Source organism: Legionella lansingensis (assembly GCF_900187355.1).
GTDB lineage: Bacteria > Pseudomonadota > Gammaproteobacteria > Legionellales > Legionellaceae > Tatlockia > Tatlockia lansingensis.
This window is the reverse complement of record NZ_LT906451.1, coordinates 2,587,166-2,612,118: the sequence shown is the minus strand read 5'-3', so window position 1 is coordinate 2,612,118 and position 24,953 is coordinate 2,587,166. Positions and strand designations below refer to the sequence as shown.

Below are 24,953 nucleotides of genomic sequence, written 5' to 3'. Positions count from 1 at the left end.
TATTTTTATTGCGCCACCAATGCAGCTTAAAGAATTAAAACTAGCCGGATTTAAGTCTTTTGTAGACCTTACTGTCATCCCCTTTCCCAGCCAACGAGTAGCAGTCGTAGGTCCTAATGGATGCGGCAAGTCAAATGTCATTGATGCTGTGCGCTGGGTGATGGGTGAAAGTTCAGCAAAAAATCTGCGCGGTGAATCAATGGCCGATGTTATCTTCAATGGCTCGAGTCAGCGAAAAGCCGTAGGCCAAGCTTCCGTTGAACTTATCTTCGACAATAGCCTTGGTCGTTTGGCTGGCCAATACGGAAGTTACCAAGAAATTTCCGTAAGACGAGTGGTCACGCGCGATGGAGAGTCCTCTTATTATTTGAATGGTACTCGCTGCCGACGTAGAGATATCACTGATATATTTTTAGGGACGGGAGCAGGAGCTCGTGGTTACTCTATCATCGGACAAGGGACGATTTCTCGCATTGTTGAAGCTCGACCTGAAGAATTAAGGGCATATTTTGAAGAGGCTGCAGGTATCTCTAAATATAAAGAGCGACGCCGCGAAACGCTTGTTCGTATTGAACACACTCGTGAAAATTTAGCACGTGTGACGGATATTCGTGATGAGTTAGATAAACAATTGCAACGGCTTGAGCGCCAAGCCAAAGCTGCCCAACAATTTAAAAGGCTAAAGGCTGAAGAACGTTTATGCAAGGCTGAGATTTTGGCACTAAAATGGAAAGCGTTGAGGACTGAGCAGACTGCAAAGCAAAATGATATCAAAACTCTTTTTGCTGAGTACGAAAAGCACCAGGCAAAGGCCGCAGAAGCGTTTAAACAAAGCACAGTTTTTCGTGAAAAACTGCATAATGACAATGAAATTTTTCAGCAAATTCAGACGAATTTCTATCAATTGGCCACAGAAATTGCGCGACTGGAAGATTCTATTCAACAAAACCAACGAGAAAGGAAGCTTCTAAAGCAAGATCAGCAGCAAGTTCAAAGCGATTGGCAAGTAACAAACAATCAAATTCAACAAGACAGCGAGTTAATACAAATCAGCGAGAAGCGGCTTGCAGAACTGCAAGACAATCTGCAGCAATTACAACAGGAGTATTCTCTTAAGGAAAAAACACTCCAGAGCACGCAAAAAGAACAGGCTGCTTGGGATGCAAAAATCCATGAGATTGAGAGTCTACTCAATAAAGCTCTGCGTAATACTCAGATCGAAGAAGTACGTTTGCAACATTTAAATCAACGCCGTCAACAATTGCTAACTCGGTTGGAAAAAATTGCAGAAGAGCAACATTCTAGTGAGTTAGAACATCTGACACAAGCACTTGCCGAGCAAAAAACATCCAGTTCTTTGCTGGTGAAACAACTCCAAGAAGACGAGCAAATTCATCAACAAGTTAATTTAGAAATTGCAGCATATCGTCAAAAAATAGCTGAAATTGAAGAGCAGGTTCGTCATTGTCAGGATAATCTGCATGATCTAAGTACGAAGCAAGCAGCAATCCATGCAGCACAGCAAACCGCTTTGGGTCATACACGAGAGACCCCGCTTGACTCTTGGCATGGAAAACCTCGGCTGGTTGAAGTAATAAGCGTTGAAAAAGAATGGCAACATGCTTGTGAAGTTGTCTTAGGGGAGGCTCTACAAGCTACAGTTTGTGAAAATTTAAATGATCTATGGCCAAAACTTAGAGAGATAGAAACAAATAGAGCTTACTTCCTTACATCAGCGCAATCAAAGAATACAACGTCTAATTATTCTCGTCTTATAGACAAGATAGCGGGTATTCACCCGAGCTGGCTACATAACCTGGATAACGTTTATACGGCCAATGATGTGGATGAAGCGTTGTCTTTGCTCCCTCACTTAGATGACGCAGAATCGATTATCACAGCTGACGGTTATTGGCTAGCCAAAGGCTGGGTTAAAATTGCCAAAACATTTTCTAATGACCAACATGGATTGCTGTCTCGCCAAGAGGAATTGACTCATTTAAATGAGGCGCTGGTTGCAGCGAAAACTGAGTTGTCTAAGCTAAAAATCACGCGAGAGCAATACCATCAGCAATTTAAGGCAGCAGAACAACGTTTAGAGGTAGCAAAACAAGCTTTAGCAAAAACCCATGAAGAATACAGAATGAGTGAAGTGGAAATCACTCATAAAGAAAGGGTGTTGCAGCAAGCAGAGATGAGGAAAAATCTCTTGGCTCAGGAAAATGAAGAATGTTTAGGCTATTTGGAGGAGCTTGGGCAAGAGCAGGAAAACTGCGAACGATTGTTGCATGTTGCGCGGAATGAGGGGCAGCAATATGAAACAGAGCGCAAGCAGTTGCTTGAACAAAAAACCAGCTGGCAAGAAATCTTGCTAAAGCATCAGCAGGCTCTCGAGCAAGTGAAATCACTCCTGAGTCAGGCACAGTTGGCTTATGATCGCGAACAGTTTAAAACTCAGCAATTGGAAGAGAACATTAAACGCGAGCAGTTGCGTCTCGAAACCTTTAAGGAGCGAATGGAAAAACTATCTGTTCGTCTTCTGGAACTTGAACTTCCAGAGGAAACACTAACCAGCGATCTCAATGAGAAAATTCTTAAACATCAGGAATTGGATGCCCACCTTAACCATGCTCGGGATAATTTACAGGTTTTAACTCAGCAATCAGAAGAATTTGAAGCTCTTGTACGCACAGAAGAGAAAAATGCACAGCTTTTGCAGGAAAAAATTCAACAAGCACAAATGCAGGAGCAAGCGCTTGCTGTCAGAGCCTCCGGGGTCATCGAAGCTTTGACAGAGCTTGGTGTTAGTCTGGATAACCTATTAAATAATCTGCAGACAACAATGACTCAGGCAGCGCGGGAACAATCTTTAGAGGAGATTGGCGAAAAAATTAGACGCTTAGGTGCAATTAACTTGGCAGCGATTGAAGAATATGACAGCGAGCGACAACGTAAACAACATTTGGATGAACAATATCAGGATCTTAGCGAAGCCCTAGCCACCCTGGATGCGGCAATCGCAAAGATGGACAGAGAGACACAACAGCGACTGCAAAATACGTTTGATGAAGTGAATACCGCTTTTCAAGCTCTCTTCCCACGTCTTTTTGGTGGCGGACGTGCCATATTGGAGTTGACTTGTGATAATCTGTTAGAAGCTGGCATTTTGGTGATGGCCCAGCCTCCAGGGAAACGAAATAGCACCATCCACTTGCTTTCTGGTGGAGAAAAAGCTATGACCGCGGTCGCTTTGGTGTTTGCAATTTTCCAATTGAACCCCTCACCATTTTGTATGTTGGATGAGGTAGATGCGCCACTGGACGATGTTAATGTTGGACGGTTTTGTAGTTTAGTAAAAGAGATGTCACAATTCGTACAATTCCTGATTATTACTCACAATAAAATAACCATGGAATTGGCAGACCACTTGATTGGGGTAACGATGCGTGAACCTGGGGTCTCGCGCATCGTTGCAGTCGATGTAGAACAAGCCTTGTCTATGAGCTCATCTTAAGTTTTAGAGCTCTTTAATAGAGGAGTTAAACATGCAGGCAAATTGGAGTCTTATCCTTAATGTTCTGTTACTCATTGGAGTTATTATTGCTATAGGGCGGTTGATGAGAGCAAGGCGTCAAAGCTTAAACCCTATCAGCTATCAACCCTCACTGGGGCAAGTGGAAAATAAAAATTTTGATGACATTATAGCAGTGCGTAAAGTTAGTCATGATTTACCCGATGAGGAACATCAGCAGGAGGCTCCATTAATACAAAACGTTACGACAAAAGCACCGAGAGGTGAGGAACCGCAGAAGCAACACTTAGGATTCCAAACCAGTGATGCTGGTCAATCAGTGGTGATGTTTCTGCTCGCGAAGGAAAATCGTCAACTTGCAGGTTATGAATTATTACAAACTGTCTTGGCAGCTGGTTTGCGTTTTGGAGAAGGCCATCTTTTTCATCGCCACCAGTATCCTAATGGCCAAGGTCCGGTGCTTTGCAGTTTGGCTGCAGCTACAGCAAGTGGGGTCTTTGATTTACAAAATATTGGGGCTTTTAGTGCTAGAGGTCTTTGCCTATTTATGCAATCTTCAGGTAATCCAACGATCGATGCTGAACGCCTTACGATTATGCATGAAACGGCCAAGCAACTTGCTGATGGATTAGATACTTATTTGCTCGATGATCAACGACAGCCACTAACCGAGGTAAGTCTTGCACGTTATCATCGTATGTTAAATATTCCTGAGACTTATGAGTTGCCCATCCTGGCTTAAACGTGCGCCTAGGCAACTTCAGCTTGAAGTGAAAATCAAACCGGGCGCCAAAGAAAACAAGATTTCTCTCGATTCCTCAGGGGGCTTGCAAATTAGCTTGCAAGCTAGGCCTGAGGACGGTAAAGCCAACAAAATGCTCATTCAATATTTGTCTAAATACCTTAAGGTTACGCAAAAGCAAATGAGCATCTTGCGTGGTGCTACTTCTCGTACAAAGCTGCTTGGTATCGATAGTAATGACGCAGAGCAGGAAAGGTTAGTACACTTGCTTTTTAAAGTTAAACAAATTAACTATAAAACATGAAAACATCGGTAGCCTGGATGGTCGCATTAGCGAACATCCGGGGTTACCACAAGAATAATAATGTACAAAATTACTCCACTTACTGGTGAGTTAAGGCAATAATCAGTACACTAAGCCTTTTAGCCACACTAAAGCACTATGAACCTAAATCACCTTGCGGAATTGTTGGGCGTTACTTGCTCTCAAAACGATCTGATTACAGGCGTTTGTATTGATAGTCGTCAACTTAAGCCCGGAAATTTATTTGTTGCGATAAAGGGAGAGCGTTTTGATGGTCATGATTTCATTGAAGAAGCGGTAGCCAAGGGTGCCATCGCGGTAGTATGCAGTCGAGCAAATAAAAAGGTGGCTGTTCCGCAGTTCGTAGTGGCTGATACCTTGCAAGCCCTGGCAAAAATTGCCATCGGCCACCGCGAAACCATCCACTGTCCCATCATTGCCTTAACAGGGAGTAATGGCAAGACCACTGTGAAGGAAATGATTGCTGCTATTTTACCTAAACCCTCACTCGCCACACCCGGAAATTTAAACAATCATATTGGCGCTCCCTTAAGTGTGCTGCAATTAAATGCGCAACATCGTTATGCAGTTTTCGAATTAGGGGCTAATCATGTAGGAGAAATTGCTTATACAGCAGCGATTGTGCGCCCTCACGTAGCCTTGATTAATAACATCGCACCAGCGCATATTGGTGAATTTGGTTCTATTGATGGTGTTGCAAATACCAAAGGCGAAATATATCAATCGCTTAATGCTAATGGTACTGCTGTCGTTAATGATGACGATGACTATGCGCACTTCTGGGATGCTAAATTAACAGGCAAAAAGGTTTTGCGTTTCTCTTTAACGAAACCTGTGGACGTTTATGCACGCAACATCTCTTATAATGAGGATGGTTGTGCCAAATTTGAACTTGTCTTGCCGACAGGCCATGCACAAATAACTCTACACGTCCCTGGCGAACATACTGTGCGTAATGCTCTAGCTGCTGCTTGTTGCTGTTATGCTGTTGGTATCCCTTTAGCTGATATTACGCAAGGATTAAGCCATTTCCGTGGTGTTCCTGGCCGTATGACTTTGTTAAAGGGCAAAAATCAATCTCTGGTGATTGATGATACTTACAATGCGAATTTACGTTCCGTATTAGCTGCAGTTGCTGTTCTTGCTAAGCGCCAAGGTCGACGAATTCTAGTGTTGGGAGACATGGGGGAGCTTGGTGATTGGACGCAACAACATCACGAAGAGGTAGGTCATGCTGCTCAACGTCAGGGCATTGACTTATTGTTGACGTGTGGCGTTCATAGTATACATACCAGTAAAGCTTTTGGGTCCAGTGCAAAACATTACAAAAGCCAGGAAGACTTGGCCCAAGATTTGCTCAGTAAACTTGATGAGAATACAACGGTTTTAATAAAAGGGTCGCGTTCTGCGGCAATGGAAAAAATTGTGCGTCAACTGGTGGGTTGAATCACCCAGAATATGGTATGCTTGGCAACTTTTTGCGCGGCCTGAGAATTGCGTTATTTATCCCAGGCAATTTTATTTTGGGTGTGCTCCTAACATGAATGAGGTATAAAAGATGCTTTACTGGTTAACGCAGTTACTACAAGGACAGTATCATGCGTTTAGAGTTTTTCAATATCTAACATTTCGTTCTATCCTGGCCTCTTTAACTGCGCTGCTTGTGGGCCTTTTTTGTGGTCCTATGATGATCCGCTGGTTACGAAGCCTGCAAATTGGTCAAATGGTACGTGATGACGGACCAAAAACGCATTTATCAAAGGCGGGCACACCAACAATGGGAGGTGTCTTGATCCTACTGGCTATCATTGTAAGTTGCTTGCTATGGGGTGATCTACGACAACCTGCTTTATGGTTGGTGTTGTTGGTAACCACAGGGTTTGGCTTAGTTGGTTGGATTGATGATTATCGCAAACTGGTGCGTAAAAATAGTAAAGGCTTACCTGGACGCTGGAAGTTTTTTTGGCAGTCAGTGATTGCTTTTGCAGCAGTGCTTTTTCTCTATCATACGGCAGAAATTCCTGTGCAGACACAGTTAACAGTGCCGTTTTTTAAGGACCTGCTGATTAACCTTGGTCCTTTCTTTCCCATATTGGCTTATTTCGTTATTGTGGGTAGTAGTAATGCGGTTAATCTTACCGATGGTTTAGATGGTTTAGCCATCATGCCAATTGTTATGGTTGCTGGAGCATTAGGGATATTCGCCTATGCGAGTTCTAATGCCCTCCATGCGCATTATCTGGCAATCCCCTTTGTACCGAACATAGGAGAGTTAACGATCTTTTGTTCAGCGATTGTCGGTGCTGGCCTCGGCTTTCTCTGGTATAACAGTTATCCCGCCCAGGTATTTATGGGAGATGTAGGGTCTCTAGCACTAGGCGCTGCCTTGGGAATGGTTGCTGTAATCGTTAGACAAGAATTGGTCCTGCTAATCATGGGCGGCTTATTTGTTCTTGAGACAATATCTGTAATTTTGCAAGTTGGTTATTTCAAATACACCGGCGGTAAGCGCTTATTCCGTATGGCGCCATTGCATCATCATTTTGAATTGAAAGGATGGTCTGAACCTAAAGTTATTGTTCGTTTTTGGATCATGACTGTCGTTTTTGTGCTTTGCGGTTTGGCAACCTTAAAATTACGGTAGGGCATAATCATGAACCAACCACTCTATCTAGTCGCAGGATTAGGCAAAACAGGGCATTCAATCGCAGGCTTTCTGAGTCGGCGTAATCAACCGTTTGTGGTTTTTGATACTCGCAAGAATGTTGAGGGGCTGGCTGCATTTAATGCTGAATTTCCTGGAGTGGATGTTTTTCTAGGGGAATTGCCCACAGCAATTTATAAGCAGTTAGAGGGTATTATTGCCAGTCCAGGTATATCTCTGGATGAGCCTTTTTTGCAAGAAGCTTTTCGATTAAATATCCCGGTGTTCGGAGATATTGAGTGTTTGGCTCGGGAAATTCACGCACCTGTCATTGCTATTACTGGAACCAATGGCAAGTCGACTGTAACCACTTTAGTCGGTGAAATGGCTAAAGCAGCGGGATTAACAGTTGCTGTAGCCGGGAATATTGGTTTGCCAGTGCTGGATTTATTAGATGATGCGCAACAATATGACATGTGGGTTTTGGAGTTATCCAGCTTTCAATTGGACTTAACACATTCGCTTAAACCAGTAGCTGCAACGATTTTAAATGTCACTCCTGACCATTTGGATAGACACCATACGCTTGAAGCGTATACGCAATCTAAACAACGTATTTATCGCAATGCTGCTTTCCTTTTATACAACCGTGATGATGAACTAACACAACCCTTACCTGCGTATCAGCAAGCGAATAGATTTAATTATGGTTTGAATAGTCCCCAATCCAATAATTGGGGCATTGTTGAACAAAATGGCATTAATTATCTTGCTCGAGGAGAGGATTGCTTTTTAGAGGTAGATAAGCTCCATATTAAGGGTAAACACAATTGGCAAAATGCATTGGCAGCTTGTGCATTAGCATCAGCTGCAGGAATTGATAGGCAGTATATTGTCAGTGTTTTACAGTCCTTCAGTGGTCTGCCGCATCGTTGTCAGTGGGTGAGAACACTTGATAATGTTGATTGGATCAATGACTCTAAGGGAACGAACATTGGAGCAACTATTTCTGCCATTTCTGGAATAGGAGGTTCCATGCAAGGGAAGATCGTATTAATTGCTGGTGGCCAAGGGAAAGGCGCCGATTTTACGCCTTTGCGTACACCTGTTACCGATTATGTGCGTACGGTGGTTTTGATTGGCGAAGATGCAGATAAAATTGCCAACGCACTTGATGATGTGGTGCCTGTGTTACGCGCGTCTTCCTTGGATGGTGCAGTGACACTTGCTAAACAACAAGCAAAACCAGGTGATGTCGTATTGTTGTCTCCTGCCTGTGCAAGTTTTGATATGTTTCGTGATTTTAATCATCGTGGTGAAGCATTTAGCCATTTGGTGGGTAACTTGTGAGCACTATGCAGCCTCGACATTACAATTTGCGTGGGAAACCGACCAGTAAACCAATCGCCCTTTATGATAAATGGCTGATGGGCGCTGTATTGGGACTATTGATTCTTGGTTTAATGATGGTTGCTTCAAGCTCAGTCATGATTTCTACAAAGTACTACCATCAGCCTTTTCATTTTTTAATCAGACAGGCTTGTTATCTTATTGCCGGACTTTTAGTCGCCTTAGTTGTGATGCGAATAGACAGTAGTCTTTGGGAAAAACTGAGTGTGTCTTTACTGCTAATTTGTTTGCTTATGTTATTAATTGTCCTAATTCCAGGTGTTGGACGCATCGTTAATGGTTCTCGGCGCTGGCTTGCGCTTGGTCCCATTGGGATTCAAGTTTCTGAATTAACAAAGCTAATAATGATTTTTTATGTTTCTGGTTATTTGGTTCGTCAACATACTAGTATACATCAGAGTATTTTGAGCTTCATCAAGCCGATGATTGTTTTGGGTTTAGTATCGGTGTTATTGCTTATGGAGCCTGATTTTGGTGCTACTGTCGTTATCTCTGGAACGGTGATGGCACTTTTGTTTTTGGCAGGAGTTAAACTACGTTATTATGTTGGACTATTGATCATTGTGACGTTTAGTTTGGTTGTGCTTGCTTTTTCCTCTCCTTACCGGGTGGCTCGTTTAACAGCCTTTCTTAATCCTTGGGCAGATCAATTTAATAGTGGCTATCAACTTACGCAATCGCTCATCGCTTTTGGTCGTGGGGGGTGGCTAGGTGTCGGACTGGGGGATAGTGTTCAAAAATTATTTTATCTACCAGAAGCTCATACGGATTTTTTATTTGCTGTGCTTGCTGAGGAATTGGGATTAGTTGGCGTTTTTTTGGTATTAATCTTGTATACCATATTGGTCGTTAGAGGAATGACAATAGGTTTTACTGCTTTTAACCAAGGACGTTTGTTTGCTGCGTTTACAGCTTATGGTTTAACGTTTTGGTTAGGTTTGCAGGCTGCTATTAATATGGGTGTGAATTCGGGACTACTACCTACGAAGGGATTGACGTTACCCATGCTAAGTTACGGTGGCGCCAGTATGGTAGTGAATTGTGTGGTGATCGCGCTTCTATTGCGTATTGATCACGAAAATCGTTGGCAGTCTCTAGGACTGAGAGCGCCAACCTCTTAAATAAAGGGGAATTTTGTGAAAAACATAGGGCAGTTTCTATCACCAAGGATGGGGCGAGTAGAACAAATTCATTTTGTTGGGATTGGTGGTGCTGGAATGTGTGGCATTGCTGAGGTTTTGCACAATGAAGGCTATCGTATTACTGGTTCTGATCTAAGTGAAAGTCGTACAGTGCAACGACTCCAATCCCTGGGTATCAAAATCTATATTGGGCATCATGTTGAAAATATTCGAGGGGCGGACGTGGTCGTCCGTTCGACTGCTGTTGATGCAAACAATCCAGAGGTTGTCGCGGCTCTTGAGCAATTAATTCCTGTTATCCCGCGAGCAGCGATGTTGGCTGAGCTTATGCGGTTTCGCTATGGCATCGCTATTGCTGGTACCCATGGGAAAACCACGACAACAAGCTTAGTAAGCAGTTTACTAGCAGAAGGAGGATTGGATCCCAGCTTTGTGATTGGTGGTAAATTAAACAGCTGTGGCTCAAATGCTCAATTAGGTAAATCTGCCTATTTTGTGGCTGAAGCCGATGAAAGTGATGCCTCATTTTTATTCTTAAAGCCCATGATGGCTGTGGTGACTAATATTGATGCTGATCATATGGGAACTTACGACGATAATTTTGATAAATTACGTAATACATTTATTGAGTTTCTGCACCATCTACCATTTTATGGTTTAGCTGTTCTTTGTATTGAAGATGAGGAAGTTCGTCGCATTTTACCTGCTGTCCAACGCCCTACAAAAACGTATGGATTCTGTGAAGAAGCCCATTATCGCGCACTAAACTGGACACAAAATGGTTTGCTAAGCGAATTTACGGTTGAAAGACCTGCGCCTTGTAACCCATTGAACATTAAATTTAACTGGCCCGGCCGCCATAATGTTTTAAATGCGTTGGCAGCAATTGCTATCGCTAGCGAACTCGGTGTGAGTGATGATGCTATTATCAATGGCTTACTCAAATTCCAAGGTGTCGGTAGGCGCTTTCAGATGTTGGGTGAAAGACGTTTTGAGCGAGGCTCTGCCATTATTGTGGATGACTATGGTCACCATCCACAAGAAATCATATCAACGATTGATGCTTTTCGGCGTGTGTGGCCAGATAAACGTTTAATTCATGTTTTCCAACCACATCGCTATAGCCGAACCCAATCGTTGTTTGATCAATTTGTTAGTGCCTTAAGTTTATCTGATGAGTTGCTTTTAATGGATATATACCCCGCTGGAGAGCCGGCAATTCCGGGGTTGAGCAGTGAGCTTTTGCTACAGCAAATAAGTCAGCACCATCCGAATGCTAGATTAGTGAATGATAAAAATCTGATGCAAACATTGGATGAGTTGGTGACGGATGGTAGTGTCATTTTGATGCAAGGTGCCGGTAATATCGGCCAAATGGCACTTAATTTAATGCAGTCCTCAGTGCGAGAATCAGCATGAGAACGATGACCTCAACGGATGCCGCAATGTATCAAGGTCAGTTGCTCATTAATGAGCCATTGGCTGATTATACAACCTGGCGTGTCGGAGGGATTGCGAGCAAGTTATATAAGCCCACCAGCATTCCTGATCTGGTGCTTTTCCTTAAACAGTTACCTAAGGATGAGCCATTATTATGGTTGGGTTTAGGAAGCAATTCCTTAATTAGAGACAAAGGTTTCTCGGGAACGGTTATTTTAACTCAGGGATGCTTAAAGGAAATTAAATTAATTGGCGAAGGATTGGTGCACGTTGAGGCAGGTGTATCATGTGCTACCATGGCAAGATTTTGTGCTCGTGCTAATTTAGCTGGGGCAGAGTTCTGGGCTGGTATTCCTGGGACAATGGGTGGGGCTTTAAGAATGAATGCAGGTTGTTTTGGTGGTGAAACCTGGCAATCTGTGATTGAAGTAGAAACCATCACTCGTTATGGTGAGACGCGTATTCGTAAGCCAGAAGAGTTTGAGATAGCTTACCGTCACGTAGCTGGTTTGCAAGATGAATGGTTTATTGCCGCGACCTGTCGTTTTGCGAAGGGTGACAAGGAAAAATCATTACAACGGATTAAAGAGTTATTAGAGCATCGTGCTAAAACACAACCAACGAGCGAATATAATTGTGGTTCGGTTTTTCGCAATCCTCCGAATAATTTTGCTGCCTATCTTATCGAGTCTTGTGGCCTCAAGGGTAAGCAAATCGGAGGCGCGGTTGTGTCAGAAAAACATGCCAATTTTATTATCAACCAAAATGGTAATGCTTTGGCTCGAGATATTGAATCATTAATCGAGTTAGTACGTGACACCGTGCAGCAGCAAACAAACATTGAGCTGGTTCGTGAAGTACACATTATCGGAGATCTTTAATGTCTGAATCTATTAATCTCTTATTACTTTATGGTGGCAAATCTGGAGAGCATGAGGTTTCCTTAGTTTCTGCAGCTTCAGTCTTGAGGGAGCTAGATGCTAAAAAGTACAACATTATCCCAGTTGGTATGAGTAAAGAAGGACAGTTTTATCTAAATGATTATCAGGAAATGCTCACTTTTAAAGAAGGGTTGCCAGTAAAAGCAACGCGCTCGCAATCCTTACCCAGTCTAATGGCAAATGGGCGGTTGGCTGTTGATGCCGAAGTGGTTTTTCCAGTTGTGCATGGCCCTCTTTATGAAGATGGTTGTTTACAAGGTATGTTAGAGCTAACTGGTATTGCTTATGTGGGTTGTGGTGTGTTGTCTTCTGCAATTGCCATGGATAAAGATATGGCCAGACGGCTTGTCTGCAACGACCATATTCAATCGGCGCGATATCGGACCCTTTCCTGGCATAGCACGGCTGAAGACAAGGAACAATTTTGTCAGCAAACAGCAACTGAGCTGGGTTGGCCTTTGTTTGTTAAGCCTTGTTCTTTAGGCTCAAGTGTTGGTATTCATAAAGTAAGAAATATGGCTGAACTAAAAGCCGCGGTTCTAGATGCTTTGCGGTATGATGAAATGATTTTAGTGGAGGAATTTCTTCCAGGTCGTGAAATCGAATTATCCGTACTTGAGAATACCTCTCCTTCATGTGCTCCAAGAGTTAGTTTACCAGGGGAAATCTGTGTGCATCATGCCGATGGCTTCTACTCTTATACGGCAAAATACCTGGAAAGTGACCAAACAGAATTCCATGCCCCAGCCAAGCTTAACGCTGATGCAGTAAAACGTTTACAAGCAATTGCAGCTGATATTTTTACTCGGCTAAAGTGCAAGGGTATGGCTCGAGTTGATTTTTTTGTGAATGAAGAGAATGGTAAAATTTATTTTAATGAAATTAATACCATTCCAGGATTTACTCCTATAAGCGGGTATCCAAAAATGTGGCAAGCTAGTGGTTTAGCTTATCCAAAGTTATTAGATGAGTTGATCAATCTGGCCATGGTTCATCAACGTTGCCGGCAACAATTGGTAACAGATTATCAATAATGACATTGAGGTTAGCGTAATTAGAATAGCTGATAACGGGTAATGGGATAAGCGGATGGATGCTAATAGGGGACGATTACGCTATGCGAGCTTTCTAACACTATTGATTATGTGTGCGCTTTTCTTGGCAGCAAGATTAGTCTATCTCTATATGGCTGATCCAAAAAGGTTCCCGATCAATACGGTCAGAATAACTGCAAATTATCACCATATTACCCATAAAGACATTGAGACCATATTAAGTAAATACTGGGATTCCAGCTTTTTCTCGCTGCCTGTGGGAAAATTGTATGCTGATTTGGCTTCGTTTGAATGGACAGATCAAGTGCAAATTGAGCGTGTTTGGCCAGATACCTTGAAAATTATTTTAGTCGAAAAAGTTCCTATAGCCACTTGGAATAATGCCATGATGACGGTAGACGGCGAATTGTTTAATGAGGGTGGAAGACTAGATACTACTTTACCGCATCTTAGTGGTCCAGCGAATCAACAGAAGGAAGTCTTACAAGTTTATAAAAAAATGAGTAAGATATTATCAATATATGGTTTGCATGCAGCTTCTTTAGATTGGCGTGATAATCAGGCATGGGAGCTCACCCTTGCTAATGGCGTACAATTACGCTTGGGCAAGCGGGACTTAGAAACCCGCATAACTCGATTCTGTAAAGCATATCCGGCTGTTTTTGCAGAAAAATCGGACCAATTGGCAAGTGTTGATTTACGTTATCCGCGAGGCATGGCGGTGCAATGGAAAAAATAAGCGGGAAGATAATGGCAAAAAAAACAGAAAAAAATATCATCACCGGTTTAGATATTGGCACTTCAAAAGTGGTCGCATTGATAGGTGAGGTGGCGGCTGATGGTGCGATTGAGATCATAGGTATTGGCCGTCATCCCTCCCGTGGATTAAAACGAGGTGTAGTGGTCGATATTGAGGCGACAGTGAACTCCATTCAACGGGCGGTTCAGGAAGCAGAACTGATGGCTGGCTGTGAGGTGCGCACTGTATATACTGGTATTGCTGGTAGTCATATTCGCAGTTTGAATTCACATGGTATCGTTGCGATTAAAGATCTGGAAGTTTCTCAAGCAGATGTAGAGCGTGTCCTTGATGCAGCAAAGGCCGTTGCTATACCCGCCGATCAAAAAATTCTGCACATCCTTCCTCAGGAATTCATTATCGATAATCAAGGAAGTATTCGCGAACCTGTCGGCATGGCTGGTGTTCGTTTAGAGGCAAGAGTCCATATTGTAACAGGTGCGGTTAGTGCGGCCCAGAATATTGCAAAATGCGTGCGACGCTGTGGTTTAGAAGTCAACGATATTATTCTTGAGCAACTGGCTTCAAGTCATGCTGTGTTAACAGAAGATGAAAAAGAGCTTGGCGTTTGCCTCATTGATATTGGCGGCGGTACTACAGATATTGCTGTGTTTGCAGAGGGAGCGATTCAATACACGGCGGTAATTCCAATTGCGGGGGATCAAGTGACAAATGATATTGCGATGGCATTGCGCACCCCCACAAAAGCAGCAGAAGCCATTAAAGTAAAGCATGCTTGTGCAATGCCTGAGTTGTCCAACGCTAACGAAATGATCGAAGTACTTAGTGTGAATGAACGGCCAGGACGAAAGATATCAACGAAAGTACTTTCAGATGTCGTTTCTGCCCGTTACGAAGAATTATTTTCATTGGTTCGCAATGAGCTTCGCCGTAGTGGCTTCGAGCAGCGCATTGCAGCGGGGATGGTCATGACTGGAGGTGGGGCCTGTGTGCGGGGCGCTATCGAATTGGCTGAAATGTGCTTTGAAATGCCAGTTCGTCAGGGCTGTGCACAGCAAGTATCAGGCTTGGTTGAGGCGACGGTCAATCCTTCCATGGCGACGGGGGTAGGTTTGTTGTTGCATGGGTTTCAACAACAATACGAAGGTGGTTATAATGTAACTAGTTTCAGCGATAGCGGTAAGGGAATGTGGGCGCGGATGAAGGAATGGTTTAACGGGAATTTTTAAAAAATCGAGCAGATTCATGGTCATTGGCGTTTGCAGTAGAATGTAACTGCATTTTGCAGGTTAAATTAGGTTCCATCCCGATTGCGTTTCAGTCATAATTTGGGATAGGAGCATCGTCATAGGCAGAATTTTTGAGGGGAGAGGTCTAAATGTTTGAATTAACGGAAAGTCAGCCAGACAATGCCGTAATTAAAGTTGTTGGTGTCGGCGGTGGCGGCGGTAATGCCGTTCAACACATGGTGGCTGAAAATATTGATGGCGTGGAATTTATATGTGCCAATACTGACGCTCAAGCACTCAAAAATTCAAATGCTAAGATCCATATTCAGTTGGGTGAAGAGCTCACCAAAGGTCTGGGGGCTGGTGCAAATCCGCAGATCGGCAGAGAAGCGGCAGAAGAAGATAGAGACAGGATTAGAGAAATTCTTGCCGGTGCAGACATGGTATTTATTACAGCCGGCATGGGGGGAGGAACGGGTACAGGTGCTGCCCCAGTGTTTGCAGAAGTGGCAAAAGAATTAGGTATTCTTACTGTTGCCGTGGTGACAAAACCGTTCGCCTTCGAAGGCAAGCAGCGTGCCTTGGCGGCTGATGAAGGCATTCGCCGTTTGAGTGAACATGTTGATTCGCTAATTACCATTCCGAACAACAAGTTACTCAGTGTACTAGGTAAAAATATTAGCCTCTTAAATGCTTTTAAAGCAGCTAATAATGTCCTTTTAGGCGCAGTTAAAGGCATTTCAGATCTTATAACTCGTCCAGGCTTAATCAATGTGGATTTTGCTGATGTGCGCACAGTGATGTCAGAAATGGGCATGGCCATGATGGGTACTGGTAGTGCTACCGGAGAACAACGAGCACGCCAGGCAGCAGAAGCAGCCATTGCCTCACCGTTGTTAGAAGATGTTAATTTCTCTGGTGCAAGAGGTATTTTAGTTAATATCACCGCAGGTCTTGATATGTCTATAGGCGAATTCGAGGAAGTGGGTGATGTTGTTAAAGAATTTATTTCAGATGATGCCACAGTTGTTGTCGGTACAGTAATCGACCCTGAGATGACTGATGAAATGCGCGTCACAGTCATCGTAACCGGTTTAGGTGAGCGTGGTGGTCGTCATCAACAACAAGTAAACATAACAACGAGGACTCGTATAGCGGAATCGACTCGAAGTGATGGTTCACTGGATTATCAGCAATTTGATAGGCCCGCAGTGATCCGTAAACAGGCAGCGGTAGCCGCAAAACCAACCAACGAGACTTCGATACCTGATGTAGATTATTTGGATATCCCAGCCTTTTTACGTCGACAAGAGGAAAATGTCGAATAATGATTAACCGTTAGTCTTTATGTTTTGTGTATCTGTCTTAAAGCAGTCTGTTTTGCTTGTTGTGGATAAGGAAGTAAAAACTGCTGTTTGTAGAGAGTTACAAAAAAATTAGACTAATCAATAAATTGCTGATATGATTTGGTAGTTTATTGCGCTAAAAAATGGGATAGCAAAAGGTGATTACTGAATGATAAAACAAAGAACGCCTAAGAAAGTCATTCAAGCAACAGGTGTTGGGTTGCATTCTGGAGAAAAAGTTCTACTCACCTTGCGTCCCGCTCCAATTAATACGGGTATTGTTTTTAGACGTATTGATTTAAATCCAGTGGTAGAGATTCCTGCGCTATATGATCAAGTTGGCGATACCATGCTGTGTACTTCCCTGCAACGCGATGGTGTGAAGGTAGCGACAGTGGAGCATTTACTGTCTGCGTTTGCCGGCTTAGGCATTGATAATGCCTATGTCGATATCAATGCTCCTGAAATTCCTATTATGGATGGTAGCGCTGCGCCTTTTGTGTTTTTGATTCAATCCGCGGGCATCCGCGAGCAAAGTGCTGCGAAACGATTTATTCGAATTTTAAAGCCTATCCGTGTTGAAGATAATGGCAAATATGTGCAATTCCTTCCATACAATGGTTATAGAGTTTCCTTTACCATTGATTTTGATCATCCCGTTTTCAATGACAAACCGCAAACAGCAATCTTTGACTTATCTAGCACGTCATACGTGAAAGAAATCTGTCGGGCCCGAACATTCGGATTTTTGTCAGATTATGAGAAATTGCGTGAAAATGATTTAGCGAAAGGCGGTAGCCTTGATAATGCAATTGTAGTTGATGATTATCGTGTCATAAATGAAGATGGTTTACGTTTTGAGTCCGAATTTGTCGCCCACAAGGTATTGGATGCTATAGGAGATCTTTATCTCTTGGGTTGCGGGCTTATCGGTGCTTTTGAAGGGTATAAATCAGGACATGGGCTCAATAATCGTCTTTTACGTGAACTGATGATCCGACAAGACGCTTGGGAATATACTTATTTTGATGCCGAAAATTACCAACCTACCGTTGCCTCTGACTTTTTGCCTATAGAAGCATAGTTAACCTGTCTACTCAAAGCCAATATAAATGATTTCTCGATCTTCAATTTCTTTAATACGACAAATCAAGAAACCGAATTACCGTGGCTTGACCACGGTATCTAGAGATCTTCAATGAATCATGGACCGCATTTACATCGATCAATATTGAAACACTGATTCTGATTGCTGTCTGGGGCTCACCTTCTATTTTTCAGGGGTGTTTTAAAATCACCAGAAAAGATGGCAAGGGTAAAGAAATTTTATTTTTTCGCTCCGAATGTTTCAGCGAGCAAAACGCAATTATGCAAGGGAACTTCTCTCCAGAGGACCATCAATTTACTCATCTCTACCACAGCTGCAATCGCATTGCACTAGACCTTTTAGTCAAGGAAAATGAACAAGCGCTATATATTTTGCAATATGCATTATATTTAACCTTGAATAAAATGTTAACTCACAGCCAGTGGTCTCTTAAGTATGTAGATGAAGTGGCTATGAATAACATAGGTAAGGCAATTGAGCCAATCTTACACTGTGGCTCATGGACGCAAGATGCTGAGCATCTCGGTTTTGCTGTAGCTGTTGATTTTCATCCCGGAAATCCAGTGGAAGAGTCAGCGGTGTTAACTGTGTTAAAGGTTGACAAGCTATTCACAGTTTTATCCACAGGATCTGTGGGTAAAAAAAGAGGAGATTATTTTAATTAAAACGCGGCTGAGCCTTTGAGTGACAAAGGAAATAGAAGAATCTAAAAAATAAGAAAATTAACTTTTTTCTCTGACTAGAGAAAAATTATCCACAGGCTATGAAAGGAATAGGCACGACAACTAAGGGATAATAGCCGAATAAATTTTAAAAAAATAGTCTTGACATCGCCAAAATCTAAAAATTTTTAGATTGCAATTAGACTCGCTTTATAAACTATCAAAATTACGATAAAGTGTTCGTCTTCTTGTCTTAACTGGTTTCGTTTATGTTTGAAAAAGCGGCGGAAGTATTGACATGGGCCACTGGTGGCCTGGTGGATCCTTTTAATATTGGTGGGTTGGCAAGACAACGTACACGAGAAACGTTTGCTGGCTTGTGGACGCATTACAGTTGGCGAGAGTATTTTGCAAGAGGTACGATTGTGGTGTCCACAGTGGCATGTGCAATGCTTGCGGCTAACAGTTGTGAGAATGAAGATTGTAGCTACCTAGCAAGAGGTATGGCGGGTGCAGCATTTGGTTTTTTTGCCTCTCATGTGGCCGTTATGACACCCACGCTATTACGCCGAAACGCCATTAAAAAAGATTCACAGGCTTTATGCGAAAATGTAGGTGAAACGCTTAACAAAATAGCGGAGAAATACAATTCGGAAACAGAGCCTTTTGAGGTGACTGTAAAATTAATCGTTGCCATAAATAATTTCGCTACGGCTGCTTTAAATCAAAAATTACCTGTCACTAAACGCGGTGATACGGTAAAAAATTTATTAAGTATTAAAAGCTTAATGAGAAAGTTAGACGCAAGCGTTCAGGAGCTTGCAAGCGCATTACTTGAGGCTGACAATGATTCGGTCGGAGAGCTCTTGCAAAATGCACTGGTTTTTTGGGAACAAGATTTTGACATGATTAAAGCAGATTTAATGGCAATGGACACTGTTCAGATGAGCTATCAACCTAAGCAATTAACGGGCTAGTTTTTGTAGTGCTTTTTTAAGAGGTTCATAAGTAAACTCACTACTGGCTGTATAAATGATGGCGCGAGCTGGATCTGATATTTGGATGGCTTTCTTCATTTTGGTAGTGCTGATGCCATGCTCATTCGCTTCATCGATGGAAATTTTAATGCCGGTCAATTGATAAAGCCCTGCTTGTTTCCTCAATTTATCGCGTAAATCAGGGATGATATAGCGCAATTCAGTTGCCCAAGCAGAGGCTGTGACAATAACTAAGCAGCCTTTGTTAAAACTTCCTACTCTACAATACTCAACTAAGCTCAAGGGCAAATATTTTTTTATCAGGTTATTCAGGGCTGCCAGTTCCATCGCCTTCTCACAGAGTGCTGCTAATTGCGGATTAAGACAACGATTGACTTGGCGCATTTGACATCCTTAAAGGGAACTTCTGAGTTAAAGAACATAGCATAGCAAATTTCCCGTATCTGCAATATCATTATGTCTAAGTGATTACTTACTACTTAAGGGTGAGAATGATAGACAAAGATGTCGTATATTTTGCAAGGCTACATTGGATCTTATTTTTCTGGCCAATTGTGTTAGCACTATTTGCAATCTATATGGGTTACTCTTCGATGCCGTTGAAAGAAGTATCTATCTTGTTTCTCTTTGTTGCTTTGATTTGGATGATCATGACTTGGGTCACCTATCATTTCTCCTCGCTCACGATTAAAAACAAACAAGTCATCTTGCGTACTGGCATGTTGGTGAGACAAACAGTCGACATCCCCTTATCAAAGATAGAAAGCATCGATATTCGGCAATCCGTATTAGGGAGTATCCTGCGCTATGGCTCGTTAGTCATTACGGGTACAGGAGGTACACGCCACATCATCAATTTCTTGGACAATCCGTTAACTTGTAGACGGTATATCGAACAACTCATGCATGAATAATAGACGTCCTTCGAAACTCGCTAATAAACATTGGTCGCAAGCCTTTTTTACAGAAATCATCATTTCTGTCCAGCCTTTGCAAGGTAGTTATCAGCACCAAACGGATATCATTGAGCTTCAAGATCACAGCAAATGGGTTTGCAAAACCTTTTCCAAACATAGCTGGTTAGGCACAAGTAGTCCTTCGCAAATTGCGTTTACCGCGTCTCTTACAGTCTTGGTGGCAGCAAAGCTGGGTTCTACGTTTGCACCGGTGTTTAGTGCATGTCTTGAACCCAATGCTGCTAACTCATCCTCAAGGCTCATTTTCCCTTATTGTGAAGGTCGAGTTACCGATGCTGTCACTGAAATTCAGGCTTTTAAGCTCGGAGGCGTTCTCGCGCAATTGCATGCTCTAAGATTGCCACAAGATAAAGCGAAAATGCTTCCCGAGATCCAATTACCTGCAACAGGAACTTATCCTGCTTGGGTATCTACTTTAGTTGAGCATTGCAATAAGTATCATGACTATGATGCAGAGAACATGGTTGTGAGTCATCGTGACATTCATTTGCACAATGTTGTTTGGAAAAATGAAGACACACCGCACTTAATTGATTGGGAGAGTGCTGGTCTTATTCATCCCTTCGTAGAGCTTATCGGCTTGGCAAGCAATTGTTCAGGTTTAGCTGTTTTGATTTTTGATAAGAAACTATTTCAAGCGGCATTAGCAGGTTATGCTAATGATGCCAAACAATTACCACGAGGAGATAATATCCTCTGGGGGTTGACGCTGCATACCTGGCTATTATGGTATGCTTATGCCCTAAGTCAGGGTTGGCAAGAAAATGCTAGACAAACCTTACAAACCATTAATTTCATTCGAGGCAAGTTGCGAGAACTTAAGCGGATTTATATCGAAGCCGCAAGAGACTTACCAAATGGATAATGAGATCTAACATGAAAAAAATTGATTTTCGTAGCGATACGATGACCAAACCTGATAAAGCGATGCTGCAATTCATGATGCATGCGGAAGTTGGTGACGATGTTTGGGGTGAGGATCCCACTGTTATCAAGTTAGAAGAGATGCTGGCAGATAAAGCTGGCATGGAGGCAGCCGTTTTTGCACCTTCTGGCACGCAATCGAATCTAATGGCTGTTATGGCGCACTGCGAACGAGGCGATGAATACATCGTTGGACAAACGGCTCATACTTATATGTGGGAAGGTGGTGGCGCCGCTGTTTTAGGCAGTGTTCAGCCACAGCCACTTGAATTTGCTGAAGATGGAACGTTGCCTTTGGATAAAATTGCTTTAGCCATTAAGCCATTGGACGATCATCATCCACGCACCAAATTGCTATGTCTTGAAAACACCACGGATGGGAAAGTCCTACCTCTCGATTATTTAAAAAAAGTACGGTTATTCTGTGGTGAACACAATCTCCAAAGTCATCTAGATGGAGCCAGAGTTTTTAATGCTGCAGTTCAACTGCAAGTGCCTCTGCATGCAATTAGCGCGCATGTTGATTCCGTATCGATTTGTCTTTCCAAAGGCTTGGGTGCTCCTGTTGGTTCAGTGCTTTGTGGAACAAAAGAATTCATTCGAAGAGCCAGAAGATGGCGAAAAATCTTAGGCGGTGGTATGCGTCAAGCGGGCATTCTTGCGGCTGCATGTATTTATGCTTTGGAAAATAATGTGGCGCGCTTGCACGAGGATCATGAGCACGCTTTTCTTTTGGGCACTACTTTAGCAGAAATCGAGGGTATAGACGTCGAGGGATTGCAGACAAATATGATCTTTGTAAGATTTGCACATGGTTATTCTGAATTACAATCGCACTTACAGCAAAAAGGTATTTTATTCCCAAAGCAAGCGAACAAAAAAGGCATTGTGAGATTAGTGACACACTTAGATATCTCGCATAAGGACATCATTTTGGTCATTAAAGAAATTAAGAACTTTTATGCAAGCCCCTATAGAACCTAGAGAGGAGGATCTATGTTAAAGAAGGTCGCTTTTACAATGTATCCTGTTGAGGATCTCAATCGTGCCAGACAGTTTTATGAAAAAAAGCTTGGGCTTACTGTTGGAAGTATAACCGCAAATGGTCGTTGGGTTGAATATGATTTACCTGATGGAGGCTGTTTCACTATCACTGATCTGGCTGAAGGATTAAAGCCAAGTGCAAATGCTGGCGGCTCTATTGCTTTTGAAGTTGAGGATTTGGACAAATTGGTTTCTCATCTCAAAGAAGAAAACGTCAAATTCAAATTAGATATTTTTTCTTCCCCTGTTTGTCGGATGGCGGTGATAATTGACTCAGAAGGAAATGCAATCACCTTGCACCAGCTTAATAATCCAAGGTAGCTAAGTGTAGTCTGCTTACAGAGTAACTCCCGGCTGCAATCAGCCGGGTTACGTTCATCAGAGATCCTGACAATCATTCCTCACTTGCAGTGTAGCCGCAACCTTCTTTAGGACAAATAATTTGCTTTCCAGAGCGCTTTGTTTCTTTGACGGTTAACAACGGCCAGGCACATTTGGGACAGGGCTTATCAATCGGTTCATTCCACAGTGCATAGTCGCACTTAGGATAATTACCACAAGAATAAAATATTTTCCCTTTACGAGATTTGCGCTTCAAGATAGTTGCTTGGTGGCATTTGGGACATTGTACAGCGGTATCCGCTGGTTTTTCTAAGGGTTCAATGTACTTGCAACGGGGGAAATTACTACAACCAATAAAACGACCATAACGGCCGATTTTAATATGTAGAGGACCAGAACATTCTGGGCATACGCGTCCTTCTACAACCTCTGGTTCCGCTTTGTCGCCTTCCTGGGTGTTCAAGTCTTGCGTGTAATCACATTCGGGATAACCCGTACAACCAATGAACCGACCACGTTTCCCTAAGCGAATAGCAAGTGGTTTCCCACATTTCGGGCATTTTTCCTCGAGAGCTTCAGTGGTAACGTCTTTGCGTTGTACCTGAGTATCCGTATTTTCAATCTGACTAATAAAGGGCTTCCAAAACTCTTCCAGGACGGGTATCCAATCTCGTTCACCACGGGATATTGCATCCAATGTATCTTCCAACTGTGCAGTAAATTGGTAATCTACATAGCGGGTAAAATGTCCAGTAAGGAAGCGATTAACAATCCGTCCTACGTCTGTTGGGATGAATCGTTTTTTATCGACAGTCACATATTCACGTTGTTGCAACGTATGAATAATTGTGGCGTAAGTCGATGGGCGGCCAATATCATATTCTTCCAAAGCTTTCACAAGTGAAGCCTCAGAATACCGTGGTGGAGGTTCAGTAAAATGTTGTTTTGCAAGAATATCTTTTAAATGCACTTTTTCACCGACTTTCAATGCCGGGAGTAACGCATTTTCCTCATCATCCTGAGTATCATCACGTCCTTCTTCGTAGATAGAAAGAAACCCAGGAAAAGTAATTGTTGAGCCATTAGCGCGAAACATATTGCCTGTACCACAGCTTAAATCAACAGCGACAGTATCAATCACCGCTTCGGCCATTTGACAAGCCACTGTGCGTTTCCAAATGAGATTATACAATTTGAATTGATCACTGGTGAGCGATTGCTCAAGCATTTCAGGGGTGCGTTTAATGGAGGTAGGACGAATGGCTTCATGCGCTTCTTGAGCATTTTTTGATTTAGTCTTGTATAGTCGAGGTGAACTTGGGCAATTATCTTGGCCATAACGTTCATGAATGTAACTGCGAATTTCTTCAATCGCATCTCGGGCTAAGTTAACCGAGTCAGTACGCATGTAGGTAATTAAACCCACAGTTCCTGTGCCGATATCGATACCTTCATAGAGTTGCTGGGCGACCATCATGGTTTTTCTGGCAGTAAAGCCTAATTTTCGAGCTGCTTCCTGCTGCAAGGTAGAGGTGATGAAGGGGGCAGCTGGATTACGTTTACGTTGTTTTTTCTCAATGTTAGCAACGACAAGGAAACCTTGTGCTTCTTTCAATAAAGTGTTTTTTATATTGTGTGCTTGTCCCGACTCATTGACCGTAAATTGCTGTAATTTAGTTTTGGAAAAATGAGTCAGTCTTGCTTGAAAAGCAGTATTGTCATGTTGGCAAAGAGCTAAAATTTTCCAATACTCTTGTGGTACAAAACGTTCTATTTCTTCTTCGCGCTCCACAATAAGTCGCAATGCTGGACTCTGTACACGACCAGCTGAAAGACCGCGGCGAATTTTTTTCCATAATAAAGGTGATAAATTGAAACCTACAAGATAATCGAGAGCTCGCCGAGCCTGCTGAGCATTTACCAAATCCATGGAAATAGAACGTGGGTTACTTATTGCTTCTTGAATAGCTGATTTGGTTATTTCATTAAAAAAAATGCGGTGAACTTCTTTGTCTTTTAGTAGATTCCTTTCTTTCATTAGTTCATACACATGCCAGGAAATGGCTTCCCCTTCACGATCAGGGTCTGTTGCTAATAGAAGAGAGTCAGAATTTTTTAAGGCTTTGGCAATGGATTCAATATGTCTGAGATTCTTTTCTATCGGCGTATAAGTCATATAAAACTGATTATCAGGATTAACGGAACCTTTTCGCGCAGGAAGATCTCTGACGTGGCCATAAGAGGCCAATACGTCATAATCTTTGCCTAAATACTTTTGAATTGTTTTAGCTTTCGCGGGTGATTCCACGACAACCAAGTGTTTGCTCATAAA

General features: G+C 42.6%; 22 protein-coding genes. 20 read left to right on the top strand and 2 right to left on the bottom strand.

All coding sequences use genetic code 11. From position 1 onward, the window contains the following. Positions 1-19 precede the first annotated feature (19 nt). The 16 genes from smc to CKV79_RS11890 all read left to right on the top strand — a co-directional run bounded on the left by smc (position 20) and on the right by CKV79_RS11890 (position 19,313). A complete protein-coding gene (gene smc, locus CKV79_RS11965) occupies positions 20-3,514 on the top strand; it encodes a chromosome segregation protein SMC (RefSeq protein WP_028372609.1) in 3,495 nt (1,164 codons plus the stop codon). A 31-nt stretch (positions 3,515-3,545) separates the two neighbouring features. Next, complete coding sequence (locus CKV79_RS11960) at positions 3,546-4,274, top strand: cell division protein ZipA C-terminal FtsZ-binding domain-containing protein (RefSeq protein WP_028372608.1); 729 nt, start codon at positions 3,546-3,548, stop codon at positions 4,272-4,274. Then, positions 4,252-4,578 (top strand): DUF167 domain-containing protein, encoded by a 327-nt coding sequence (locus CKV79_RS11955; RefSeq protein WP_051546091.1) that lies wholly within the window; start codon positions 4,252-4,254, stop codon positions 4,576-4,578. Before CKV79_RS11960 ends, CKV79_RS11955 begins: the two co-directional genes overlap by 23 nt. Positions 4,579-4,716: 138 nt before the next feature. After that, positions 4,717-6,045, top strand: a complete 1,329-nt coding sequence (locus CKV79_RS11950) for a UDP-N-acetylmuramoyl-tripeptide--D-alanyl-D-alanine ligase (RefSeq protein ID WP_028372606.1) — start codon at positions 4,717-4,719, stop codon at positions 6,043-6,045. 112 nt (positions 6,046-6,157) lie between these two features. Then, the gene (mraY, locus tag CKV79_RS11945; protein ID WP_028372605.1) at positions 6,158-7,243 is read left to right on the top strand and encodes a phospho-N-acetylmuramoyl-pentapeptide-transferase; all 1,086 of its coding nucleotides are present in this window, start codon (positions 6,158-6,160) and stop codon (positions 7,241-7,243) included. 9 nt (positions 7,244-7,252) lie between these two features. Next, complete coding sequence (gene murD / locus CKV79_RS11940) at positions 7,253-8,593, top strand: UDP-N-acetylmuramoyl-L-alanine--D-glutamate ligase (protein WP_028372604.1); 1,341 nt, start codon at positions 7,253-7,255, stop codon at positions 8,591-8,593. A gap of 5 nt (positions 8,594-8,598) precedes the next feature. Next, on the top strand, positions 8,599-9,774 hold the full coding sequence (gene ftsW / locus CKV79_RS11935) for a putative lipid II flippase FtsW (RefSeq protein WP_028372603.1): 1,176 nt from the start codon (positions 8,599-8,601) through the stop codon (positions 9,772-9,774). Between the two features lie 15 nt (positions 9,775-9,789). Next, complete coding sequence (murC, locus tag CKV79_RS11930; protein ID WP_028372602.1) at positions 9,790-11,214, top strand: UDP-N-acetylmuramate--L-alanine ligase; 1,425 nt, start codon at positions 9,790-9,792, stop codon at positions 11,212-11,214. Between the two features lie 5 nt (positions 11,215-11,219). Continuing rightward, positions 11,220-12,116: a UDP-N-acetylmuramate dehydrogenase gene (gene murB / locus CKV79_RS11925; RefSeq protein ID WP_028372601.1), complete on the top strand. Its 897-nt coding sequence runs from the start codon at positions 11,220-11,222 to the stop codon at positions 12,114-12,116. Beyond that, a complete protein-coding gene (locus CKV79_RS11920) occupies positions 12,116-13,210 on the top strand; it encodes a D-alanine--D-alanine ligase family protein (RefSeq protein WP_028372600.1) in 1,095 nt (364 codons plus the stop codon). Before murB ends, CKV79_RS11920 begins: the two co-directional genes overlap by 1 nt. A 55-nt stretch (positions 13,211-13,265) precedes the next feature. Continuing rightward, entirely contained in the window at positions 13,266-13,970 is a 705-nt protein-coding gene (locus tag CKV79_RS11915) for a cell division protein FtsQ/DivIB (RefSeq protein WP_028372599.1), read from the top strand. Positions 13,971-13,981: 11 nt separating this feature from the next. Further along, complete coding sequence (gene ftsA / locus CKV79_RS11910) at positions 13,982-15,220, top strand: cell division protein FtsA (RefSeq protein ID WP_028372598.1); 1,239 nt, start codon at positions 13,982-13,984, stop codon at positions 15,218-15,220. A 149-nt stretch (positions 15,221-15,369) separates the two neighbouring features. Continuing rightward, positions 15,370-16,548, top strand: a complete 1,179-nt coding sequence (ftsZ, locus tag CKV79_RS11905) for a cell division protein FtsZ (RefSeq protein WP_028372597.1) — start codon at positions 15,370-15,372, stop codon at positions 16,546-16,548. Positions 16,549-16,735: 187 nt separating this feature from the next. Next, entirely contained in the window at positions 16,736-17,650 is a 915-nt protein-coding gene (gene lpxC / locus CKV79_RS11900; RefSeq protein ID WP_028372596.1) for a UDP-3-O-acyl-N-acetylglucosamine deacetylase, read from the top strand. Between the two features lie 284 nt (positions 17,651-17,934). Then, positions 17,935-18,339 carry a hypothetical protein gene (locus CKV79_RS11895; RefSeq protein WP_051546090.1) on the top strand — a complete coding sequence of 135 codons (405 nt, stop codon included), beginning with the start codon at positions 17,935-17,937 and terminating at the stop codon, positions 18,337-18,339. A gap of 266 nt (positions 18,340-18,605) precedes the next feature. Continuing rightward, positions 18,606-19,313, top strand: a complete 708-nt coding sequence (locus CKV79_RS11890; RefSeq protein ID WP_028372595.1) for a hypothetical protein — start codon at positions 18,606-18,608, stop codon at positions 19,311-19,313. Here CKV79_RS11890 and CKV79_RS11885 read toward each other — a convergent pair. After that, entirely contained in the window at positions 19,302-19,718 is a 417-nt protein-coding gene (locus CKV79_RS11885; RefSeq protein WP_028372594.1) for a DUF721 domain-containing protein, read from the bottom strand. The two genes, CKV79_RS11890 and CKV79_RS11885, sit on opposite strands and share 12 nt — an antisense overlap. A 107-nt stretch (positions 19,719-19,825) precedes the next feature. Between CKV79_RS11885 and CKV79_RS11880 the strand changes: the two genes are divergently transcribed. From CKV79_RS11880 to CKV79_RS13945, 4 genes are read left to right on the top strand one after another with little or no spacing between them, the layout of a single operon-like run. Next, on the top strand, positions 19,826-20,248 hold the full coding sequence (locus tag CKV79_RS11880; protein WP_028372593.1) for a PH domain-containing protein: 423 nt from the start codon (positions 19,826-19,828) through the stop codon (positions 20,246-20,248). After that, a complete protein-coding gene (locus tag CKV79_RS11875; protein WP_028372592.1) occupies positions 20,241-21,176 on the top strand; it encodes a phosphotransferase family protein in 936 nt (311 codons plus the stop codon). Before CKV79_RS11880 ends, CKV79_RS11875 begins: the two co-directional genes overlap by 8 nt. An 11-nt stretch (positions 21,177-21,187) precedes the next feature. Further along, a complete protein-coding gene (gene ltaE, locus CKV79_RS11870) occupies positions 21,188-22,219 on the top strand; it encodes a low-specificity L-threonine aldolase (protein WP_035915044.1) in 1,032 nt (343 codons plus the stop codon). 12 nt (positions 22,220-22,231) lie between these two features. After that, positions 22,232-22,600: a VOC family protein gene (locus tag CKV79_RS13945; RefSeq protein ID WP_028372590.1), complete on the top strand. Its 369-nt coding sequence runs from the start codon at positions 22,232-22,234 to the stop codon at positions 22,598-22,600. 73 nt (positions 22,601-22,673) lie between these two features. On the opposite strand, the gene topA is transcribed toward CKV79_RS13945, so the two are convergent. Next, positions 22,674-24,950 (bottom strand): type I DNA topoisomerase, encoded by a 2,277-nt coding sequence (gene topA, locus CKV79_RS11860; RefSeq protein ID WP_028372589.1) that lies wholly within the window; start codon positions 24,948-24,950, stop codon positions 22,674-22,676. Positions 24,951-24,953: the final 3 nt, after the last annotated feature.

Excerpts from the sequence above, each read along its gene's own strand:
- CKV79_RS11955 (WP_051546091.1), top strand. The coding sequence starts at position 4,252 with ATGAGTTGCCCATCCTGGCTTAAACGTGCGCCTAGGCAACTTCAGCTT.
- smc (WP_028372609.1), top strand. The coding sequence starts at position 20 with ATGCAGCTTAAAGAATTAAAACTAGCCGGATTTAAGTCTTTTGTAGAC.
- ltaE (WP_035915044.1), top strand. The coding sequence starts at position 21,188 with ATGAAAAAAATTGATTTTCGTAGCGATACGATGACCAAACCTGATAAA.
- CKV79_RS11885 (WP_028372594.1), bottom strand. The coding sequence starts at position 19,718 with ATGCGCCAAGTCAATCGTTGTCTTAATCCGCAATTAGCAGCACTCTGT.
- ftsA (WP_028372598.1), top strand. The coding sequence starts at position 13,982 with ATGGCAAAAAAAACAGAAAAAAATATCATCACCGGTTTAGATATTGGC.
- CKV79_RS11875 (WP_028372592.1), top strand. The coding sequence starts at position 20,241 with ATGAATAATAGACGTCCTTCGAAACTCGCTAATAAACATTGGTCGCAA.
- CKV79_RS11895 (WP_051546090.1), top strand. The coding sequence starts at position 17,935 with ATGCAAGGGAACTTCTCTCCAGAGGACCATCAATTTACTCATCTCTAC.
- ftsW (WP_028372603.1), top strand. The coding sequence starts at position 8,599 with ATGCAGCCTCGACATTACAATTTGCGTGGGAAACCGACCAGTAAACCA.
- ftsZ (WP_028372597.1), top strand. The coding sequence starts at position 15,370 with ATGTTTGAATTAACGGAAAGTCAGCCAGACAATGCCGTAATTAAAGTT.
- murD (WP_028372604.1), top strand. The coding sequence starts at position 7,253 with ATGAACCAACCACTCTATCTAGTCGCAGGATTAGGCAAAACAGGGCAT.
- CKV79_RS11920 (WP_028372600.1), top strand. The coding sequence starts at position 12,116 with ATGTCTGAATCTATTAATCTCTTATTACTTTATGGTGGCAAATCTGGA.
- CKV79_RS11950 (WP_028372606.1), top strand. The coding sequence starts at position 4,717 with ATGAACCTAAATCACCTTGCGGAATTGTTGGGCGTTACTTGCTCTCAA.
- mraY (WP_028372605.1), top strand. The coding sequence starts at position 6,158 with ATGCTTTACTGGTTAACGCAGTTACTACAAGGACAGTATCATGCGTTT.
- CKV79_RS11960 (WP_028372608.1), top strand. The coding sequence starts at position 3,546 with ATGCAGGCAAATTGGAGTCTTATCCTTAATGTTCTGTTACTCATTGGA.
- murB (WP_028372601.1), top strand. The coding sequence starts at position 11,220 with ATGACCTCAACGGATGCCGCAATGTATCAAGGTCAGTTGCTCATTAAT.
- topA (WP_028372589.1), bottom strand. The coding sequence starts at position 24,950 with ATGAGCAAACACTTGGTTGTCGTGGAATCACCCGCGAAAGCTAAAACA.
- lpxC (WP_028372596.1), top strand. The coding sequence starts at position 16,736 with ATGATAAAACAAAGAACGCCTAAGAAAGTCATTCAAGCAACAGGTGTT.
- CKV79_RS11890 (WP_028372595.1), top strand. The coding sequence starts at position 18,606 with ATGTTTGAAAAAGCGGCGGAAGTATTGACATGGGCCACTGGTGGCCTG.
- CKV79_RS13945 (WP_028372590.1), top strand. The coding sequence starts at position 22,232 with ATGTTAAAGAAGGTCGCTTTTACAATGTATCCTGTTGAGGATCTCAAT.
- CKV79_RS11915 (WP_028372599.1), top strand. The coding sequence starts at position 13,266 with ATGGATGCTAATAGGGGACGATTACGCTATGCGAGCTTTCTAACACTA.
- CKV79_RS11880 (WP_028372593.1), top strand. The coding sequence starts at position 19,826 with ATGATAGACAAAGATGTCGTATATTTTGCAAGGCTACATTGGATCTTA.